Origin of the sequence: Sphingobacterium spiritivorum (genome assembly GCF_016724845.1) — a bacterium.
In the GTDB taxonomy this organism is placed as follows: Bacteria; Bacteroidota; Bacteroidia; order Sphingobacteriales; family Sphingobacteriaceae; genus Sphingobacterium; species Sphingobacterium spiritivorum_A.
In genome coordinates this window covers 1,498,969-1,519,042 of record NZ_CP068082.1, presented here as the reverse complement: position 1 = coordinate 1,519,042, position 20,074 = coordinate 1,498,969, and the positions used below count along the sequence as shown (strand labels likewise).

Genomic DNA, 20,074 nt, shown 5'->3' with positions numbered 1-20,074 from the left:
AACTAAACTAAACAGTAAAAGGGCTTTGCATGTATGCAAAGCCCTTTTTATTTGTTAATAGGAGCAGCTATTATAGAGCTAGCGATTAGATATCCTTAATCATCGTATAGTAGAACGGGATATGTACAATAAATACAGTTCCTTTTCCGGGAGTAGTTTTGAAATCTATAGTTCCTCTCATACCTTCGATGGTTTGTTTTACAAAAGCCAGGCCCAATCCTGTTCCGGAACTCTTGGTTGTAAAGTTTGCCTGGAAAATCTTAGGTAATGCCTCATCCGATATTCCGTTTCCATTGTCAGTAATATGTATTTCTACCATTTCATTAGGGTTGGCATATATCTCAAAATCAATTTTGAGTTTTCTGCGACCCAGACCGGCTTCAATTGCATTTTTGATAAGATTATTAAAGGTTCTCAGCAACTGATCCTTATCCCCCAATACAAATATTTCATTAGAATCAGCATGATTGGTAACGCTGATCTTAGCCTGCGTATTTGTACTGTAAAATGAAACAGATTTGTTGATTTTTTCAATAATATTCACCTTTTCAAACCGGGTATCCGGAAGTTTGGCAAATGCTGAAAATTCACTGGCAATATGGGATAAGCTGTCGATCTGTTCAATAAATGAGGTGGAGATCCGATTAAAGCGTTCCTCAAAGCGTGGATCATTTTCCTTGTAAGATCTGGACAATTGCTGAATTCCAAGTTTCATGGGAGTCAGTGGATTTTTGATTTCATGAGCGATCTGTTTGGCCATTTCTCTCCATGCAGCCTCCCGTTCTATGCCCATCAGCTTTTTGGAGTTCTCCTCGAGTTTGATCAGCATAAAGTTGTATTCTTTGACCAATGCGCCGACCTCGTCATTCCGCTGCCAGAAGAGTGGTTCATTCTGTTTACCCACATTTGTCTGGGACAATTTCTTCCCTATCATTACCAAAGGAGCAGTAATCTTATTGGAGATATACACCGCAAAGAAGCCGAAGGCAATAATAATGATGGTGTAGATATTGATCAGCGTATTGAGCAAAAGATTGATACTGGTACTTTCTTCCTTTTTGGATGCAAAATAAGGGATATTCAGGTAATAAGCGATTTGATAATCGGCATTACGGATACTTGCATAGCTGGATGAAAATTCAAAATCGCCTACTCTTTCCGGTTCGATTGTCTCCGTCTTTTTGATTAACGATAATTTTTTGTACGCTGTAGGGTTGATAAAAGTCGAGAAGAGCTTCAAATCATAGATCTTCGGCTGAGAGGAATAGATGAGCCTTCCATTGCGATTGAACAAGGTAAAATCGGTGGTCATGGCCTGGGATAGAATATTCAGATAGGACTCTACTGTTTCCTTACTATTCATACTCTCTGCAGAGTTCATCATATTCTCCAGTTTCCTGGAGACTTCGGCAATATATTTTATACGATTATTTTCTCTTTCATGACTCAGCCTCGAGTTGATGTTGTAGAAGGCCAGTGCACCTGATATGAGGATTGCAAAAATGATGGATACGATAAATATGGTCTGGATCCTTGTACTATACTGTATTGTATTTTTAAGGATCATAAAATGATATTTAATACTCTTCAGCCTGAAGGATTTCTGGGTCATCGTCTGTATCAGGTAGATCACTATATCGACAACACTAAAGAATACAAACAGAAGTACAAAAAAGAAACAGGTAACAGCCAGATAGTCATAGAAATTCTGATTGGCCCGACTGATCACCAGCGTCGTATGGCTATCCGGGCGATACATAAGGTGAAAATAGTCTCCCGGTTCGTCGATCTCTATAAACTTGCCTACTTTGTCAGGGAATTTATTATCGGCACTGGGATAGGTGTATTTACCGTATTGGGTCACCAACTGCTTATCTTTATACAGCGCAAAAGAATTATTCAGAAAGGACTCCTGTTGTAACGAAGTGGTACGGCTGTCCGATAAAATCTCCGGGTAAGGCAGGATATAACTGAAGGCTCTGTTCTTAAGATTTAAGAAGATATTAGCAGTAGTATTGTCTCCCAAAGGCAGATTTAAGGTCATGAAATATTCATGTGTACCCAACTCACTTTTCACACGATAGAAGCTCTCTGTTACTTTGATAGAATTATTGATGACCTTCTCCCTGTACTCTTCAAATTTATTATTTGGATAATTATCAAGAGGGATGTTATTTGCATAGTAGTACCCGTTAAAATCAAACTTAGAAAGGTATCCGCTGAGGTATTTTTTCTTAATGAAGTCTGTTATTTCAATTGCGTTCTGCTGATTTGCAGAAAGTCGAAATAAGTGTTGTAGTTGCTCATCATTTTTCATGGATTTCTCAATATCCATAAATAAGGAAATGGCATTGGTGTCATCTTCAGCCTCCAGATTACTCAGTACCAATTTCATGCTCTCCAGTTTTTTGATTTTCATGTATTTATCATGATTAATGGAAGAGAAGAGAGCAACTATTACAAGTATGACAATATAGAAGGAAAAGCGGTACTGTCCCAAAGCGTATTTTCTCAGAAAAATAAGCAGTATCAGGATACCAAGAAGAACATTATTGATGCTGTTTTCTCCCAGTAAGGCATATACAATCATAGAGAATATCAATACAGCCAGTTGAATGTTTAGCTTGATACTGACCTGTTCGAATAACTGATCAATAAGCCGCAAAAGAATATCGATATAAAAGAACAGAGATAGTATCGCCAGACAGAGGTTAAACAGGTTTAACCAGCTGTATTTACTGAGATCTGCTATTTTTGAAAAATCATAACTCACAATAGAGGTATGTGTGATCAGACTGCCCAGATGCTTAAAGAGCAGGTTGTAGAAAAAGTAAATACTGAATACAAGAAGACCGGATACCAGATAAGGAATAATCTTCTTTTTCAGCTGAGGTGGCAGAATAAGTTTGTCCGAAACAGAATGTATAAATGCGAGGCACCAAAGGCAACTCAGATTGGTTAATGTAAGTGCCCACAGGTTAGGGAAAACAGAATTGTATGCGTAGTACTTCGGGTCGAATATTCCCAGGCTGGAGTGCATCGCCAGCCAGTTACTCTGCAAATCGATGAAGCGGAGGGAAGCCAGAACAGATACAAATATAAAAACCCCAAGCCAGGCAAAACCTTTTTTAGCCAGATTCAGACAGATATTATGGGTAAGGATAATAAAACAGAACATCGCAGATACCCAGCAAATAAATTGCAGAAAGATAAATACATTATCATGTTTTCCACTCTTTAGCTTTACCGAGAATAAATAGGTTCCATCCTTGCTATAGACATTCTGTATGTTCTGTATATCTGTATAGTCTGCTATCTCCAGATTAGAGTCGTCTATGAGCTGCTTATTGAAGGTGTTTTTCAGGTACTCATTATTACTGTTGAATAAGCGCTTGACGAGGACAAGAGCGAGTATATTGACATCGCCTGCAGTTTTCTTTTTTACGACAAAGGACCGGTTGTTTTCGATCATGTAAGTCGTATTTGACTTGAGTCCCGCATCTGTAATAGGTACATAGACATCCGTACTCCAGAGCACAGGTTTACTGTCTTTGTACAGATATAGGAATACGCCTTTTTCAGATGCAAATTTTTCCAGTATATCTGCCGATTGCAAAGGGAACTGTTCCACATTTTTAAACGTCTTCATTATAGTGGAATCTGCAAACAGATCCTCAATGATACTTTCTTTTTTGTGGATATTAGCGGTAAGCTCATTTTTATCCAGCTCCAGCATATCTTTGTCCGTAATAGTAAGATGTATCGTGAGGGCTGTGCCCATGAAGGAGATGGTAAGAATAAGAAGGAGTATACGTATTTTCGTCGTTAATTGCACAGCTATATAAGATTTACGTAAGTAAATATAAAAAAAAGTCCCCACATACTTTTATGTGAGGACTTGTGTATTTTACCTGAAAAGGAATTCTAGTTGTGAATATCTTCTTCTCTGAATAATTTTGCTGTTAAATATTCACGATTCAATCGTGCAATATTTGTCAGTTTGATACCTACAGGACATTCTGCTTCGCAGGCTCCTGTATTGGTACAGTTACCAAATCCTTCAGCATCCATTTGATCTACCATAGCCTGAGCGCGTTCATAGCGTTCTGTCTGACCTTGTGGTAACAATGCAAACTGAGAAACTTTTGCAGAAACAAAAAGCATTGCTGATGCATTTTTACAAGCCGCTACACAAGCTCCGCATCCGATACAGGTTGCAGACTCAAATGCTTCATCCGCAATTCTTTTAGGAATAAGGATTGCATTCGCATCCGGTACACCTCCGGTATTGACATTTACATATCCTCCGGCTTGTTGGATACGGTCAAATGCGGTACGGTCTACAGCAAGGTCTTTCAATACAGGGAACGCAGCCGCACGCCAAGGCTCGATGACGATTGTTTGTCCGTCATGGAAACTACGCATGTGCAATTGACAGGTTGTTGTTCCTTGTTTAGGTCCGTGAGGACGACCATTAATAACCAATGAACACATTCCGCAAATTCCTTCGCGACAGTCATGGTCAAAATAAATAGGATCTTCACCTTTACGGGTTAATTCTTCGTTAACAATGTCAAGCATTTCCAAGAAAGACATATCGTCAGCGATATTATTTGCCTGATAGGTTACGAACTGACCTTTTTGTTTATCATTTTTCTGACGCCATACCTTCAGCGTTAAATTCATATGTGCACTCATGACAATATTTTTAAGTAATGAATAGCGAACGGCGGTGCCGTCCGCTATATCTACTATTTATAACTTCTTTGTGTTAATTTAACATTTTCGAAAATTAACTCTTCTTTGTGAAGAACCTCTGGTTGGTTTTCGCCTTTGAATTCCCAGGCAGAAACATACGTGAATTCTTCATCATTACGTTTCGCTTCACCTTCTTCAGTCTGACTTTCCAGACGGAAGTGACCTCCACATGATTCTGAGCGGTTGAAAGCATCGTCTACCATCAATTCACCTAATTCTATAAAGTCAGCAACACGGCCGGCTTTTTCTAAGGACAGATTAAGCTCTTCGTTCTCTCCTAATACAGTGACATTAGACCAGAATTCTTTTTTAAGTTCCTGGATCAAACCTTTTGCTTTTGTCAGTCCTTCTGCTGTACGAGCCATACCACAGTATTCCCACATGATTTTACCCAGTTCTTTGTGGATATCATCTACAGTCTTTGTTCCTTTCAGTGAAAGCAACTGTTTGGTTTTAGCTTCTACCTCTTGTCTGGCTTGCTCAAATTCCGGACGCTTGTCGTCTACCGGTGCAAAACCTAATCCTGAAAGGTAATCACCCACAGTATAAGGAATTACGAAGTAACCATCAGCAAGACCCTGCATTAATGCAGATGCTCCTAATCTGTTTGCTCCGTGATCAGAGAAATTACATTCTCCTAATGCGTACAATCCAGGGATAGTCGTCATCAGGTTATAATCAACCCATACACCACCCATCGTATAGTGAACTGCAGGGTAGATACGCATTGGTTGTTTATATGGATTCTCATCAGTGATCTGATAGTACATGTCAAATAAGTTACCATATTTTGCACGTACTGTATCTTCACCAAGACGTTTGATTGCATCCGCAAAGTCAAGGAATACAGCTACTCCGGATTTACCAACACCACGACCATCATCTACCGCTTCTTTAGCATTACGGGATGCAACGTCACGAGGAACAAGGTTACCAAATGAAGGGTATTTTCTTTCCAGGAAGTAATCTCTGTCGTCTTCTTTGATGTCAGCTGCTTTTAATTCTCCGTTACGAAGTTTAGCCGATAATTCCTGAGTTTTAGGTACCCATACACGACCATCATTACGCAGTGACTCCGACATTAATGTCAGTTTAGACTGATGATCTCCTGTTACAGGAATACATGTTGGGTGAATCTGTGTGTAACAAGGGTTAGCGAAGTATGCACCACGCTTGTGTGCTCTCCATGCTGCAGTTACATTACATCCCATAGCATTTGTAGACAAGAAGAATACGTTACCGTAACCTCCTGTACACAATAATACAGCGTGTCCTGCGTGAGACTCAATAGCTCCTGTTACCAGATCACGCGTGATAATACCTTTAGCATGACCATCCACTTTTACTACATCAAGCATCTCATGACGGTTGAACATTTCAACTTTGCCCTTTTTGATCTGACGGTTTAATGCAGAATAAGCGCCTAATAATAATTGTTGTCCGGTCTGGCCACGTGCATAGAAAGTACGGGATACCTGTGCACCACCAAATGAACGGTTGTCTAACAAGCCTCCGTATTCGCGGGCAAAAGGAACTCCCTGAGCTACACATTGGTCAATAATATTTACCGATACTTCAGCCAGGCGGTATACGTTTGCCTCACGTGCACGGTAGTCACCACCTTTGATTGTATCGTAGAATAGACGGTATACAGAGTCACCGTCGTTTTGATAATTTTTTGCTGCGTTGATACCTCCCTGTGCTGCGATAGAGTGTGCACGGCGTGGAGAATCCTGATAGCAGAATGCTTTTACGTTATATCCCAACTCAGCTAATGAAGCAGCAGCAGAAGCTCCCGCTAAACCTGTACCAACAACGATAATCGTGAATTTACGTTTGTTAGCAGGGTTAACTAACTTAAGATTGAATTTATGATTTGACCATTTTTGGGCTAAAGGACCCGCTGGTACTTTTGAATCTAACATATCTCTATTATTTTATTTTGATAGATGTTTGCTTTCGCTCTTATCTTAAAATAGTTTATTTAGCAAAGAAAAAATATAAAGGCATGGCTGCAAATCCAATAGGGATAAGTACACCGAATACCCAGATACCTAAAAATCTAACAATTGGAATATATTTTCTGTGATTGAATCCAACGGTCTGAAAAGCCGATTGAAAACCATGTATCAGGTGAAAAGATAATGCTGCCATTGCTACTACATATAATAATACTAACCATACGTTTTGGAAAGCATAATCTACCTGTTTGTACAGGTCGCGTGCTTGTATCGTCTGTACACCATCTTTGACTTCTATACGGAAATCAGTGAATTCAGACTGGCTTAATTCTTTGGAGGTGGTCACATTGGTGGCCAGATCTGTTTTGTATTCTATATAAGGAGTCTGATCATTGTGATATTTCCACCAAAAGTTTGCCATGTGCGTAGCGATAAATACCAATAATACTGTTCCTAAAATTCCCATGTTTCTGGAATTCCACGCACTGTTAGCTGCTCCGTCGTACTTTGCGTACCCAATCGGGCGCGCTGCCTTATTTTTCAACGTCAATACCAATGCATAAATAGCATGGATAATAATAGAAGCATAAAGTAAATAAGAAACTACTTTAATAGGTGCAAAATGGGTCATGGTGTATGCGTATTGGTTAAACGCAAGACCTTCATCACTCTTAAACAGTTGTAGGTTTCCTATCAAATGGACGATCAAAAACGTACATAGGAAAAGTCCTGTTAAGCTCATGATCAGTTTCTTCCCCAACGAAGAACTTAAAACTGGCTTTGATTTACTCATTGTCCTTGTATTTTAATTTAATACGCAAAACTATCTATTTGCGTCATAAAAATGTAAGCAAGACCGTAAAAAGTACTAATTTAGAATTGTTCTAAGTTTGTGGACGACAAAAGCCCGGTAAACCGGGCTCTTATTATCGTTTTTGAGGTCTTGTGACCAGTGTTTTTTCTACAAGAAATTGTATCCTACACCAATTGACCACATTTTGATCTTGTCTTTGTTGTCACTAAGACTGGACAATCCATGTTCGTAACGAAGGTCTACAGTGAACTTGCTTATGTCAGCACCTATACCACCGATAATACCTGTTGATGCTTTTTTGTAATTCGCAAAGTCGGTGTATTTACTCAATGATCCGCCTTCACTTACTTTGAATGCAAATACCGGACCTGCCTGAAATCTTACACCGATAGGGCCTAATCCGACACGTGTACCTAACAATACAGGGACATCAATTGTCGTCAGATCAAAAGTTCCGTTTTCTGTGGATCCGTTTTCGGTCTGATATTCACCTTTTATTTTCTTTCCGGTGAAATAAGCCTCCGGCTGAACATGAAATCCTGCAGCACCAACTCTGGCCCACAAACCTGCCTGATAACCTGTTTTTGTATCCGAATTAAGCCATTTGCCTTCAGATTTCAGACTGGAGAAATTCAGTGCTCCCTTAACCCCGAATTTTAAACTTGGGATCAGCTGAGCATTTGCTGAAACGACTAACATCATAGAGGCAACTAAACTGAGTATAAACTTTTTCATAAAAAATGTATTTTTTGTTATAATTTTAATTTTTATTACTTTTCAATCTACGTACAAATTTTAAACCAAAAATGGCAACTATCAAAATAAGCGATTCCGATTGGGAAATCCTAAAGGTAAAGTTAAAAAGAAAATATAATAGTTTGACGCAGGAAGATCTTCTGTACAGAGAAGGACAGGAGGAGGAGTTGGTACAGCGACTGGCGAAGCGTATCCGTCGTAATACGGATTATATACTGTTTACATTGGGAAAAGAGCTGGAGGACTTAACGAGTAATCGTTTGTAGGTATGGAGGAGATTAGTTGGGCAGACTTTGAGAAAGTTGATTTAAGAGTGGGGACAATTCTCGAAGCTGTGGATTTTCCGAAAGCCAAAAAACCTGCTTATCAGTTGGTCGTAGATTTTGGTGAAGAGATCGGTATTCGCAAGTCCAGTGCACAGATTACAGTACATTACACGAAAGAGAGTCTGATCGGCAGACAAGTCGTGGCAGTGATCAATTTTCCGAAGAAGCAAATCGCTAATTTTATGTCGGAGTGTCTCGTAACAGGATTTGCAGATGAGAATGGAGATATAGTATTGACTGCTGTTGAGCGTCCGTTGCCTAACGGATCGAGGTTGTGTTAGTAAATCAGATATGAGATATATTAATTTTGAAGAAGGTAGCAACATAGATCCTGATGAGTTTTATATGAAGGCTGCTTTGACTCTGGCAAAGAAAGCGTATGAAGAAGACGAAGTCCCGATAGGTGCTGTCATTGTAAGTCAGGGGAAAATTATTGGGAAGGGATATAATCTGACAGAACGTCTTAATGATGTGACCGCGCATGCCGAAATGCAGGCTTTCACAGCAGCATCCAGTTATCTGGGCGGCAAGTATCTGAAAGATTGCACCTTGTATGTCACTGTAGAACCCTGTGTGATGTGTGCCGGTGCATCCTACTGGACGCAGGTATCGCGAATCGTGTACGGAGCTCCGGATGAAAAAAGAGGCGCTTCCAGATATGGTAAATTATTCCATCCAAAGACGGAAATCATATCCGGAGTATTGCAGGAAGAATGTGCAGAATTGATTACATCATTTTTTCGTCAGAAAAGATAGGACAAATCTCATTTCTTGTCAGTAATCAAAACATATCCTCAATCTAAACGTTATATTTGTATACAAATCAAGTAAAGTATTAAACTATTAAATTTATAAATATTATGGCATTTCAATTAGAAGCGTTACCATACGCATCGGACGCATTAGAACCACATATTGACAAAGAAACCATGGAAATTCACCATGACAGACACCATCAGGCGTATGTTGACAATTTGAACAAAGCTATTGCAGGAACAGATGCTGAGAATTTATCACTAGAAGAAATTGTAAAAAATGTTTCTAAATATAGCCCTGCAGTGCGTAACAATGGTGGAGGTCACTTTAATCACGGTCTTTTCTGGAGCGTGTTAGGTGCAAATGCGGGTGGTCAGCCTACAGGTGAGCTTGCAGCTGCTATCGATGAAACATTTGGTTCATTTGACGAATTAAAGAAAAAACTTCAGGAAGCAGGTGCAGGACGTTTCGGTTCCGGTTGGTCATGGTTGATCGTAGGTGCTGATGGCAAATTAGCAGTTACTTCTACACCTAATCAGGATAACCCTTTAATGGATGTTGCTGAAGTAAAAGGAACTCCGGTATTGGGTATAGATGTGTGGGAACATGCTTACTACTTAAAATATCAAAACAAACGCCCGGCCTATCTGGAAGCAATTTTCAATGTGATTAACTGGGATGCTGTCGCTGAAAGATACGCAGCAGCTAAAAAATAATTTCGCTGAACAGCGACTAAAGTAAAGCGATGGATATCCTCCATCGCTTTTTTTATACTTAATTTATTGCTATGAAGATAAAATGTGTAAGTAAACATATTTTGCTGATTGTACTGTTGGCCACATTGTTTGCCGGTTGTCATTCACCTAAAGCTGAAAAAATATCTTTTGAGTACCTTCCTTCTCAAGCCCGAAACAGCGAACACGATACAGCTACTTTTGCTGCAGGATGCTTCTGGTGTATTGAAGCACAGTTTAAGGAATTAAAAGGTGTAGAACAGGTGGTGTCTGGTTATAGTGGAGGACACGTTAAAGATCCGACGTATACTCAGGTGTCATTGGGAGGTACAGGGCATGCAGAAGTGATACAGGTGGTGTATAATCCTCATATCGTGTCCTATGATCAGCTTTTACAAGGGTTTTTTCTGGCACATGATCCAACTCAGCTCAATCGTCAGGGAAATGACGTAGGAGAGCAATATCGCTCTGCGATATTTGTACATGATAAAATCCAGCTGGATAAAGTGCGGTACTATATCCGAAAAATGACCGATGAAAAGCTTTATGATAAACCGATCGTTACACAGGTTGAACCGTTCACAGTGTTTTATAAAGCAGAGGATTATCATCAGAATTACTATACAAACAATCCAGATGAAGCTTATTGTCAGTATGTCATTAAACCGAAATTGGAAAAGTTTAAACACATTTTCTCCACTAACCTTAAGCATACTCCTTAAAGGTTGACAGTCCATAGTTTTTGCTGTAATTTTATAGTGTAAATCAGTGTGTTACTGAATAAAATTAAATACTTATGTTAAAAGGATTTTTCAAAGTTCCTGTTCCTGTTAATGAACCGGTATATACTTACGCTGTCGGAAGTAACGAGCGTAAATTATTGAAAGCAGCTATTGAAGAAGCGCGTTCAAAACAAATAGATGTCCCGATGTTTATCGGAGGGAAAGAAATCCGTACGGATAAAAAGATCAATATCACTCCTCCGCATGATCATCAGCATGTATTAGGACAATATAGTGAAGGTACCAAGACGCATGTTACGGATGCCATCAATGCTGCTCTGGCTGCTAAAAAGGATTGGGAAAATCTGGCATGGGAAGATCGTGCTGCTATTTTCTTAAAAGCTGCTGATCTGATTGCAGGTAAATACCGCTATAAGCTGAATGCAGCTACCATGCTGGGTCAGTCTAAAAACCCGTATCAGGCAGAGATTGATTCGGCATGTGAGATTGTGGATTTTCTACGTTTCAATGTACAATACATGAGTGAGATCTATGCTCAGCAACCTCCAGTGTCCGGAAAAGGAGTATGGAACCGTCTTGAGCAGCGTCCTCTGGAAGGATTCGTATTTGCTTTGACTCCATTCAACTTTACGGCTATTGCAGGTAACCTGCCTTCATGTGTTGCTATGATGGGAAATGTGGTTGTATGGAAGCCTTCCAATACACAGATCTATTCGGCAAATGTATTGATGGAGATCTTCAGAGAAGCAGGTCTTCCGGACGGAGTTATTAATCTTGTATTTGTTTCCGGCCCGGATGCAGGAGATATTATCTTCAAACATCCTGATTTTGCAGGTATCCATTTTACAGGTTCTACAGGGGTTTTCCAGAATATCTGGAAAACTATCGGTGAAAACATTCACTTATACAAAACATACCCTCGTATCGTAGGAGAGACCGGTGGTAAAGATTTTATCCTGGTACACCCTTCTGCAGATCTGAAAGTGACCAATACAGCTATAGTACGTGGAGCTTTTGAATATCAGGGACAAAAATGTTCGGCAGTATCCCGTGTATATATTCCAAAATCATTGTGGCCTGAACTAAAGAAATCAATGATTGCTGATATTCAATCATTTACTATCGGTGGTACAGAAGATTTTACAAACTTTATCAATGCCGTTATTGATGAAAAATCATTTGATAAATTGGCTAAATACATTGACCGTGCTAAAGATTCCGCTGATGCAGAAATCATAGTTGGAGGTACATATGATAAGTCAAAAGGCTACTTTATCCATCCGACAGTTATCGTAGCAAATACACCTGACTACGAGACATTATCTGAAGAACTGTTTGGTCCGGTATTGACTGTCTATGTATACGAAGATGCGAAGTGGGAGGAAACTTTAGAGTTAGTAGATAAAACATCCATCTATGCGCTTACAGGATCAGTAATTGCACAGGATCGTTATGCAATCACACAAGCTACTCATGCTTTACGTAATGCTGCGGGTAACTTTTATGTCAATGATAAATGTACAGGAGCTGTAGTTGGTCAACAACCATTTGGTGGTGCAAGAGGTTCGGGTACGAATGATAAAGCAGGATCAATGATTAACTTGTTACGTTGGGTCTCTCCACGTACGATCAAAGAAACATTCAATCCGGATACAGATTACAGATATCCTTTCATGGAAAAAGGAGAATAATAAAGAAGAAGTTGAATTCAGTAGAAGAGCTGGTAAATTTATTTTTACCAGCTCTTCTTATTTATTTAGCGTGAGCTTTAGATTTTATTTTAAAATATAGGGTAGCACTAATTAGTAGAAGTATATACTTGTCATATTAGTCTTTAACCTCTCTCCCGGTCAAACCGAGATCTCTCCTTAAAAAGGAGAGAAGAACAGTCCGGTCAAACCGTTGTCACTGTTCTGACGAATTAGCACAGCACTGCTTGTGCCTGAACCGATAAAAGTAGCGGGCACAAGCGGACGCTTGCGCCAGAAATGGGTCTCTATAGTCTTACCGGTGCGGATACCGGCAACGCACTAACTGCGTCTGTTGGTGTCTCCACCAACAGTATAGTCGTAAACTAGCAATAATTATATGCTTGTCATATCAGTCTTTAACCTCTTTCCCGGTAAACCGGGATCTCTCCTTAAAAAGGAGAGAAGGACAGTCCGGCCAAAGCTTTTATCGGGATCTGATATCCGACATGCTTCATATCACATAAAATTATGTTTATTTAATCACAAGTTCAGCATATACCGGTCTGTGATCAGACGCGTAAGACTCTTCTATTACCGTGTGGTTTTGGAATTTAGGATTTTTGCTTTTATTGACCATGATAAAATCAATTTCTCGGTTAGGATTCACTTCCGGAATAGTAAATCCGTTAGGAACTTCGCTACGTTTAAAGAAATCTCCTAAAATTTTTATAGGTTCCGATTGCGGTTGTGCATTAAGGTCTCCTACAAGGACAACGAGATGTTTTGTGTCCTGAAAATGATTGACTATAAATTTAGCCTGCGCGATTCTGTTTTCTTCTTTTAAATCTAGATGTGTATTGGCAAAAAGAATTTCTTTGCCTGAAGGAATTTTGATTTTTGCAATACCCAGACTTCGCATTTCACTTTTGACAGGCATAGGCAGTTCAAGTCGTTCGGTATTGGTAATTGGGAATTTTGAGAGAATCAGCGTTCCGTATTCTCCTTTTTCCAGGTCGATTCCTTTCGAAAAGAAGTAATATTTCATTCCGGCTAATTCTGCCAGTTTTTTAGCCTGATCAACATGCTCCGAACGGCCTACATTTACATCTATTTCCTGTAGTCCGACTACGTCCGCTCCGGATGTACGGATCACTTTTGCGATAGCTTCAAGATCGATAATACCCGGTTTGCTGGGCGGATTGCCGTGGTGAATGTTGTAGGAAAGAATCTTTAAAGGCTGCTGTCCGAATACAGGGGAACAGAGATTAAACAGAAATAAAAGGAGAATAAGGCTGTATTTATTTTTCATGATATGAGGTTGTGAAAAATAAATATAGCCATTCTTTTGGAATGGCTATATGAATAAATTATAACATAATCGTGACTGGAAATGTTTTATTCCGGTTCGACAACAGCTTCTACACCGGATACTTCTGCTTTGATTTTTTGTTCTAGCTCATCCATCAGATCCGGATTGTCCTGAAGTAATGATTTTACAGCATCACGGCCCTGTCCAAGCTTGGTGTCTCCATAACTGAACCAGGATCCTGATTTTTTAATGATATTGTACTCCACACCGAGGTCGATGATCTCACCAACTTTAGAGATACCTTCCCCAAACATAATATCAAATTCAGCAATCCGGAAAGGAGGAGCAACTTTATTTTTTACAATTTTTACTTTTACACGGTTACCGGATACCTCATCTGAATCTTTGATCTGTGAAGTACGGCGGATATCCAGACGAACGGATGCATAGAATTTAAGGGCATTACCACCTGTTGTTGTTTCCGGGTTTCCGAACATTACACCAATTTTTTCGCGCAACTGGTTGATAAAAATACAACAACAGTTAGTTTTGGATATGGTTCCTGTCAGTTTACGCAAAGCCTGAGACATCAGACGGGCCTGTAGTCCCATTTTGGAATCTCCCATTTCTCCTTCAATTTCACCTTTAGGTACTAATGCCGCAACGGAGTCAATGACGATTACATCAATAGCTCCTGAGCGGATCAGGTTGTCGGCGATCTCCAGACCCTGCTCACCATTATCCGGCTGAGAAATCAGCAGGTTCTCTACATCCACACCCAGTTTCTGTGCGTAATATTTATCAAATGCGTGCTCGGCATCGATGATGGCTGCAATTCCGCCTTTTTTCTGTGCCTCTGCAACTATATGTGTCGCTAATGTTGTTTTACCTGAAGATTCCGGGCCATAGATCTCGATAATACGGCCTTTTGGTACACCTCCGATTCCCAGTGCAATATCCAGACCTAAAGAACCTGTAGAAATAGACTCAATCGGTTCCACCGCTGAATCACCTAATTTCATGATCGTACCTTTACCGTACGATTTTTCTAATTTATCTAAAGTAAGCTGTAAAGCTTTTAATTTGTCTTGGTTGCTCATATTTTTAGTAATTATTAATCAAAAATACAGATAAAAATGAAATAATCAAATTTAAAATGCTAATATAATTAGTTTTATGATGTTTTTAGTATTAAACGATCTGTTCCTTACCTGTATTTAATTTCCGGTGTGTGGTTTTTAGAAACTGAGTTTCATAATATTTACACATATAAGTAATAGGGCAAATCTCACATTTGGGTTTTCGTGCAAGACAGATATAGCGTCCATGCAGAATAAGCCAGTGATGTGCAACAGCTATCGTTTCCTCCGGAAGAAATTTGACCAGCTGTTTTTCTACAGCAAGAGGAGTAGTCGCTCTGCTGGTCAGGCCAAGTCTGTTACTTACCCTGAATACATGCGTATCCACCGCCATTGCAGGTTTATTGTAGACGACAGAAGAGATTACATTTGCTGTTTTGCGACCTACACCCGGTAATTTGATAAGATCTTCGATTTGTTCGGGCACCTCACCGTTAAATTTTTCAATAAGCATATTGGCCATTCCGACCAGGTGTTTGGCTTTATTGTTGGGATAGCTTACGGAGCGGATATAACTGAAGACTTCGTCAACAGAAGCTACAGCTAATGCTTCTACTACCGGAAAGCGCTCGAAAAGTGCCGGAGTTATCTGATTGATCCGCTTATCTGTACATTGAGCCGACAGAATAACAGCAATGAGAAGTTCATAAGGATTGCTGTAATTTAATTCGGTCTGTGCATCAGGATTGTGAGTAGAAAAATATTCTACAAAGGCACGGTAACGATCTTTCTTTAACATATCCAAAGATACAAAAACCTTTACCTTTTAAAAAAACAAGGCCCGGTGATGTTACCGGGCCCTGATGTTTAAGATACTTAATCTTTTTTCAACGATTTGGAATACGCTAAAATACTTTCAATTGTCTTGCTGTTGGGATTTTTAGACAAATTCTGAAGATTGGATTTTAGCTGAATCTCAAAAATATCGTCCTGATAGTTAGTCAGATCTTTATCTTCTGTTGTGTAAGTATCTTCTTTAATTTTTGTAAAGTTTTCTACCATAAGCTGAGCTAAATTTGTTTGTTATCAACTTCTTATCAAACGTAAGATAAGCAACTTATAGTATTTTATATCACAAAAAAATTATTTTTTCTTCTGTGACAGATATTTATCTGCTTCGGCAATAGCCTGATATGCGTTCACAACACCGCCTGTAACACTGATTTCATCCAGATATACTTTTTTCTTGCTGCCGTCTTCAGCTTTGATAGATACTTTTTTATCCACTTTAACAACAGATTTCATAATAATATCTTTTGTCTCTTTAGCTGTCAGCTGCGGATAATAAGAACGGATCATAGCGGCAAGACCTGCTACTACAGGTGAAGCCATACTTGTACCTTGTTGCTCTTTGTATAAAGATCCGGGCATAGTAGAATTGATTTTTACTCCGGGAGCAAATACATCTACAGTCTTATATCCGTAATTGGAAAAATCTGCTACCAGATTATCATCCTGATAAAGTCCGCTTGCACCTACTGTGATCCAGGCATCCGCTTCTCCCTGAATAGCATCCAGGCTATCTGTATAGTATTTTGTAGGGAAGTTTTTGTGGATATCTACATCCTGCCCATCGTTACCTGCAGCGTGTACTAACAATACATCTTTAGAGATTGCGAATTTGACGGCATCATCAACGGCTTTTTTATTGTAAGCATAACTTTTTCCAAAACTCATATTGATGACTTTAGCACCATTCTCAGCAGCGTAGCGGATTGCATTTGCTACATCTTTATCGCGTTCATCACCATTTGGGACAGTTCGTACAGCCATTATTTTCACCTGATCTGCTACACCGTTGATCCCGATATTGTTATTGCGTTTTGCTCCGATGATACCCGCTACGTGTGTGCCGTGCTCTGCGTCCGGACCGGTTACATCAGCGTTTCCATAATAGCGCTCTGTCGCATCGTCATAATTATCACCAATGATATGGCGCGGATCAAACTCTTTATTCAGGTGATATTTGACCTGATCTCCATAGTATGTTGCGGCCTCTCCTAATTGTGTATAAAACTGGGATACTGATCCTTTTTCTTCCTGTATACCTCTTTTAGCAATACGTAAAGCCATTTTTTCCTGATCGTTGGCAGGCGAATAAGCTTCAATATCTGCTAATGTCAATGTATTGGTATCTTTACCTATTTTTTTGAAGATAATTTCTAACTGATCTTTCAGTTTGACATAGTTTAGTTCGCCGAACTGTGCTTCCTCCAGTTTTTTTGCATATTCGCTTACCATACCCTGATAAGCGACAAATTCTCTTCTTTCAGCAGCACTTAAAGGAGTACTTGGTAATACGGAAATATATTTGGGCTCATACTTACGGATAAGACGAGTCAGCTCCAGATTGTCATGGTTGACATTTTTTCCGTTGGCATTTCCGATAAAGTTCCAGCCATATTTATCATTGATGTAACCGTTTTTATCATTGTCTTTACCGTTATCATTATTGTCTTTGGGATTGATCCAGAGTACATCTTTTAGGTCTTCGTGTTTGACATCCACGCCACCATCTATAACAGCGACAATGACAGGCGTAGCTTTTCTTCCTTTCAACAATGTCTGATAGGCTTTTTCTGTACTGATTCCCATTACGCCATCCTGCTGGAAATCAAGATTAAACCAGTTTTCAGGGGTCTTTTGATCCTTTTGTGCAAACGAAAGAACTGGTAATGTACCAAAAGCTAATATAATAGCTAATTTTTTTAATCTCATAGTCGCTTATAAACGTTTATTTCTTAATTAATGATCTACAAACAAATATAGGGCAATAATCTGAAGCAAATTGTTAATTTTTTCTAAATCGGTAAAACTTTTCGGTTATCTTTAATGAGTTTTCATTTTATGGGTTTCACAGACCTGTATTTTGTCAAAATACTAATTTCAAAATTCTATTTATGATCAGAAAAATTACCATATGGACAGGAGCTTTAGTCGCGCTATCCTCTTGTTCTTCAAATAATAATATGTCAGAAAACAAACCATTACAATGGCCGGATGTCACTGCGCCGGTCGCTGCTATCAAACCACACCAACGTGTCATTCATGGAGACACCGTTACGGACAACTACTATTGGATGATCGATTATTTTAAAAAGGGACCCGATTCTTCTAATGTTGTCAGTTATCTTGAGGCTGAAAATGCCTATACAGCTGCTGTAATGAAGCAGACAGAACCCTTTCAGCAACGCCTGTTTGATGAACTGAAAAGCAGGATTAAAGAAACTGACGAATCTGTTCCGTACTTCAAAAACGGATATTATTATTATACACGTACATTAGAAGGACAGCAATATTATAAATACTGCCGTAAAAAAGGTAGCCTGGATGCTCCTGAAGAAATACTGCTGGATGTGGATGCAATGGCAAAAGGACATGCTTATTATGCTGTAGGTGGTCTGTCTGTGAGTCCGGATAACAAATTATTAGCCTACGGTGTGGATACAGTGTCACGTCGTGAATATATTGTGCATATAAAGAACCTGGAGACTGGAAAGATCATGAGCGATCGTATTTCGCGTACAAGTGGAGGTACAACATGGGCAAATGATAATAAAACTTTGTTTTACACAGCCAAAAATCCGGTCACATTGCTCAGTGAGAAAATAAAAAGACATACGCTGGGCACAGATGAAAAAAGTGATGTCACCGTATATCATGAAAAAGATAATACCAATTACATTGGCGTGAGTAAGTCCAAAAATGGAAAATATATAATGATTTATAGCGGAGGTACATTATCTTCAGAAGAATATATTCTGAATGCAGACGATCCGAACGGAGTATTCAAAATCTTCCAGCCGCGCATTAAAGATGTACTCTATTCTGTAACGGCATTGGAAGATAGATTTTTGATCGTCACCAATGATAATGCGAAGAATTTTAAGGTTATGGAATGTCCACTGGACAAGACCGGAAAAGAAAACTGGAAAGAGATGATCCCTCACCGTGCAGATGTACTGGTCAGTGACATTGATGAATTCAAAGATTTCCTGGTGATTTCCGAGCGTAAAAACGGACTGACACAATTAGCTGTACGGAATCTGAAAGATGGTAAACAGCATTACCTGGATTTTGGGGAGGCAGCTTATACAGTTTCTCCCAGTACAAATGTAGAATACAATCTGAGTACGGTACGTTACGGGTATACGTCGCTGGTGACTCCTTCTTCTACCTATGAGTATAATATGGAGACACATGAAAAGAAATTACTGAAACAGCAACCGGTATTAGGTGGATACGATGCGGGTAACTATACTACCGAACGCATTTTTGCAAAAGCAAAAGATGGTACATCCGTACCTATATCCATTGTATACAAGAAAGGATTCAAAAAAGATGGTCAATCTCCTCTGTTGCTCTATGCTTACGGTTCCTATGGAGCATCTATGGATCCGAGTTTTTCATCTACCCGGTTGAGTTTGCTGGATCGCGGATTTGTATATGCCATTGCTCACATCAGAGGAGGTGAGGAGATGGGACGTCAGTGGTACGAAGACGGTAAAATGATGAAAAAGAAAAACACCTTTACCGATTTTATCGATTGCGGACAATATCTGATAGATCAGCAGTATACAAGCAAAGGTCATCTGTACGCTAAAGGTGGCAGCGCCGGAGGGTTGTTAATGGGAGCTGTGGTGAATATGGCACCCGATCTGTGGAACGGTGTAATTGCTAATGTTCCCTTTGTCGATGTTGTCAATACCATGCTGGATGAAACGATTCCGTTGACGACAAATGAATACGATGAATGGGGAAATCCGAATACAAAAGCTGCATATGAATATATGAAGAGCTATTCACCCTATGAGAATGTAGAAAAAAAGGATTACCCGAATATGTTGGTGACAACAGGACTTCATGATAGTCAGGTACAGTATTTCGAACCGGCGAAATGGGTAGCCAAACTGAGAGCAACCAAGACGGACAAAAATATTCTGTTGCTAAAGACGGACATGGACTACGGTCACGGAGGAGCATCCGGAAGATTTGATTACCTTAAGGAAGTGGCGCTGGAAGACGCGTTCCTTTTTGCTTTGGAAGGTATCACCAAATAGCAATACATAATAAAAGGCAACCATTGG

Annotated in this window: 17 protein-coding genes; 7 read left to right on the top strand and 10 right to left on the bottom strand. The window is 39.5% G+C overall.

What is annotated here, in order from left to right; translation table 11 throughout:
* Positions 1 to 85: 85 nt before the first annotated feature.
* From I6J03_RS06265 to I6J03_RS06245, 5 genes are all read right to left on the bottom strand, one after another.
* A complete protein-coding gene (locus tag I6J03_RS06265; RefSeq protein WP_232279742.1) occupies positions 86 to 3,835 on the bottom strand; it encodes a sensor histidine kinase in 3,750 nt (1,249 codons plus the stop codon).
* Between the two features lie 89 nt (positions 3,836 to 3,924).
* Positions 3,925 to 4,698, bottom strand: coding sequence for a succinate dehydrogenase/fumarate reductase iron-sulfur subunit (locus I6J03_RS06260; RefSeq protein ID WP_002997371.1), 774 nt, complete (start codon positions 4,696 to 4,698; stop codon positions 3,925 to 3,927).
* Between the two features lie 53 nt (positions 4,699 to 4,751).
* The gene (locus tag I6J03_RS06255) at positions 4,752 to 6,683 is read right to left on the bottom strand and encodes a fumarate reductase/succinate dehydrogenase flavoprotein subunit (RefSeq protein ID WP_003008421.1); all 1,932 of its coding nucleotides are present in this window, start codon (positions 6,681 to 6,683) and stop codon (positions 4,752 to 4,754) included.
* A 55-nt stretch (positions 6,684 to 6,738) separates the two neighbouring features.
* Positions 6,739 to 7,512, bottom strand: a complete 774-nt coding sequence (locus tag I6J03_RS06250) for a succinate dehydrogenase cytochrome b subunit (protein ID WP_002997366.1) — start codon at positions 7,510 to 7,512, stop codon at positions 6,739 to 6,741.
* A gap of 168 nt (positions 7,513 to 7,680) precedes the next feature.
* Positions 7,681 to 8,268 carry a porin family protein gene (locus tag I6J03_RS06245; protein WP_002997363.1) on the bottom strand — a complete coding sequence of 196 codons (588 nt, stop codon included), beginning with the start codon at positions 8,266 to 8,268 and terminating at the stop codon, positions 7,681 to 7,683.
* 71 nt (positions 8,269 to 8,339) lie between these two features.
* Between I6J03_RS06245 and I6J03_RS06240 the strand changes: the two genes are divergently transcribed.
* From I6J03_RS06240 to pruA, 6 genes are all read left to right on the top strand, one after another.
* Complete coding sequence (locus tag I6J03_RS06240) at positions 8,340 to 8,555, top strand: hypothetical protein (RefSeq protein ID WP_003008418.1); 216 nt, start codon at positions 8,340 to 8,342, stop codon at positions 8,553 to 8,555.
* Positions 8,556 to 8,557: 2 nt separating this feature from the next.
* Positions 8,558 to 8,896, top strand: a complete 339-nt coding sequence (locus I6J03_RS06235; RefSeq protein ID WP_002997357.1) for a tRNA-binding protein — start codon at positions 8,558 to 8,560, stop codon at positions 8,894 to 8,896.
* 10 nt (positions 8,897 to 8,906) lie between these two features.
* Positions 8,907 to 9,371: a nucleoside deaminase gene (locus tag I6J03_RS06230; RefSeq protein WP_201694233.1), complete on the top strand. Its 465-nt coding sequence runs from the start codon at positions 8,907 to 8,909 to the stop codon at positions 9,369 to 9,371.
* A gap of 104 nt (positions 9,372 to 9,475) precedes the next feature.
* Positions 9,476 to 10,087, top strand: a complete 612-nt coding sequence (locus tag I6J03_RS06225; protein WP_003008407.1) for a superoxide dismutase — start codon at positions 9,476 to 9,478, stop codon at positions 10,085 to 10,087.
* Positions 10,088 to 10,158: 71 nt separating this feature from the next.
* Positions 10,159 to 10,827, top strand: coding sequence for a peptide-methionine (S)-S-oxide reductase MsrA (gene msrA, locus I6J03_RS06220; RefSeq protein ID WP_003008405.1), 669 nt, complete (start codon positions 10,159 to 10,161; stop codon positions 10,825 to 10,827).
* A gap of 74 nt (positions 10,828 to 10,901) precedes the next feature.
* Entirely contained in the window at positions 10,902 to 12,539 is a 1,638-nt protein-coding gene (pruA, locus tag I6J03_RS06215; RefSeq protein WP_003008402.1) for an L-glutamate gamma-semialdehyde dehydrogenase, read from the top strand.
* Positions 12,540 to 13,071: 532 nt separating this feature from the next.
* Here the strand turns inward: pruA and I6J03_RS06210 are convergent.
* The 5 genes from I6J03_RS06210 to I6J03_RS06190 all read right to left on the bottom strand — a co-directional run bounded on the left by I6J03_RS06210 (position 13,072) and on the right by I6J03_RS06190 (position 17,705).
* On the bottom strand, positions 13,072 to 13,848 hold the full coding sequence (locus I6J03_RS06210) for an endonuclease/exonuclease/phosphatase family protein (RefSeq protein WP_003008399.1): 777 nt from the start codon (positions 13,846 to 13,848) through the stop codon (positions 13,072 to 13,074).
* Positions 13,849 to 13,934: 86 nt separating this feature from the next.
* Positions 13,935 to 14,948 (bottom strand): recombinase RecA, encoded by a 1,014-nt coding sequence (gene recA / locus I6J03_RS06205; RefSeq protein WP_002997339.1) that lies wholly within the window; start codon positions 14,946 to 14,948, stop codon positions 13,935 to 13,937.
* A gap of 91 nt (positions 14,949 to 15,039) precedes the next feature.
* Positions 15,040 to 15,726 (bottom strand): endonuclease III, encoded by a 687-nt coding sequence (gene nth / locus I6J03_RS06200; RefSeq protein ID WP_003008396.1) that lies wholly within the window; start codon positions 15,724 to 15,726, stop codon positions 15,040 to 15,042.
* 77 nt (positions 15,727 to 15,803) lie between these two features.
* Positions 15,804 to 15,989 carry a hypothetical protein gene (locus I6J03_RS06195; RefSeq protein WP_003008393.1) on the bottom strand — a complete coding sequence of 62 codons (186 nt, stop codon included), beginning with the start codon at positions 15,987 to 15,989 and terminating at the stop codon, positions 15,804 to 15,806.
* Between the two features lie 81 nt (positions 15,990 to 16,070).
* Entirely contained in the window at positions 16,071 to 17,705 is a 1,635-nt protein-coding gene (locus I6J03_RS06190; protein ID WP_201694231.1) for a S8 family serine peptidase, read from the bottom strand.
* A 182-nt stretch (positions 17,706 to 17,887) separates the two neighbouring features.
* On the opposite strand from I6J03_RS06190, the gene I6J03_RS06185 reads away from it, so the two are divergent.
* Positions 17,888 to 20,047 (top strand): S9 family peptidase, encoded by a 2,160-nt coding sequence (locus I6J03_RS06185; RefSeq protein WP_003008382.1) that lies wholly within the window; start codon positions 17,888 to 17,890, stop codon positions 20,045 to 20,047.
* Positions 20,048 to 20,074: the final 27 nt, after the last annotated feature.

What these genes read in the sequence shown, in the direction of transcription:
- I6J03_RS06260 (WP_002997371.1), bottom strand. Translation starts at nt 4,698, where the DNA reads ATGAGTGCACATATGAATTTAACGCTGAAGGTATGGCGTCAGAAAAAT.
- I6J03_RS06255 (WP_003008421.1), bottom strand. Translation starts at nt 6,683, where the DNA reads ATGTTAGATTCAAAAGTACCAGCGGGTCCTTTAGCCCAAAAATGGTCA.
- I6J03_RS06250 (WP_002997366.1), bottom strand. Translation starts at nt 7,512, where the DNA reads ATGAGTAAATCAAAGCCAGTTTTAAGTTCTTCGTTGGGGAAGAAACTG.
- I6J03_RS06245 (WP_002997363.1), bottom strand. Translation starts at nt 8,268, where the DNA reads ATGAAAAAGTTTATACTCAGTTTAGTTGCCTCTATGATGTTAGTCGTT.
- I6J03_RS06240 (WP_003008418.1), top strand. Translation starts at nt 8,340, where the DNA reads ATGGCAACTATCAAAATAAGCGATTCCGATTGGGAAATCCTAAAGGTA.
- I6J03_RS06235 (WP_002997357.1), top strand. Translation starts at nt 8,558, where the DNA reads ATGGAGGAGATTAGTTGGGCAGACTTTGAGAAAGTTGATTTAAGAGTG.
- I6J03_RS06230 (WP_201694233.1), top strand. Translation starts at nt 8,907, where the DNA reads ATGAGATATATTAATTTTGAAGAAGGTAGCAACATAGATCCTGATGAG.
- I6J03_RS06225 (WP_003008407.1), top strand. Translation starts at nt 9,476, where the DNA reads ATGGCATTTCAATTAGAAGCGTTACCATACGCATCGGACGCATTAGAA.
- msrA (WP_003008405.1), top strand. Translation starts at nt 10,159, where the DNA reads ATGAAGATAAAATGTGTAAGTAAACATATTTTGCTGATTGTACTGTTG.
- pruA (WP_003008402.1), top strand. Translation starts at nt 10,902, where the DNA reads ATGTTAAAAGGATTTTTCAAAGTTCCTGTTCCTGTTAATGAACCGGTA.
- I6J03_RS06210 (WP_003008399.1), bottom strand. Translation starts at nt 13,848, where the DNA reads ATGAAAAATAAATACAGCCTTATTCTCCTTTTATTTCTGTTTAATCTC.
- recA (WP_002997339.1), bottom strand. Translation starts at nt 14,948, where the DNA reads ATGAGCAACCAAGACAAATTAAAAGCTTTACAGCTTACTTTAGATAAA.
- nth (WP_003008396.1), bottom strand. Translation starts at nt 15,726, where the DNA reads ATGTTAAAGAAAGATCGTTACCGTGCCTTTGTAGAATATTTTTCTACT.
- I6J03_RS06195 (WP_003008393.1), bottom strand. Translation starts at nt 15,989, where the DNA reads ATGGTAGAAAACTTTACAAAAATTAAAGAAGATACTTACACAACAGAA.
- I6J03_RS06190 (WP_201694231.1), bottom strand. Translation starts at nt 17,705, where the DNA reads ATGAGATTAAAAAAATTAGCTATTATATTAGCTTTTGGTACATTACCA.
- I6J03_RS06185 (WP_003008382.1), top strand. Translation starts at nt 17,888, where the DNA reads ATGATCAGAAAAATTACCATATGGACAGGAGCTTTAGTCGCGCTATCC.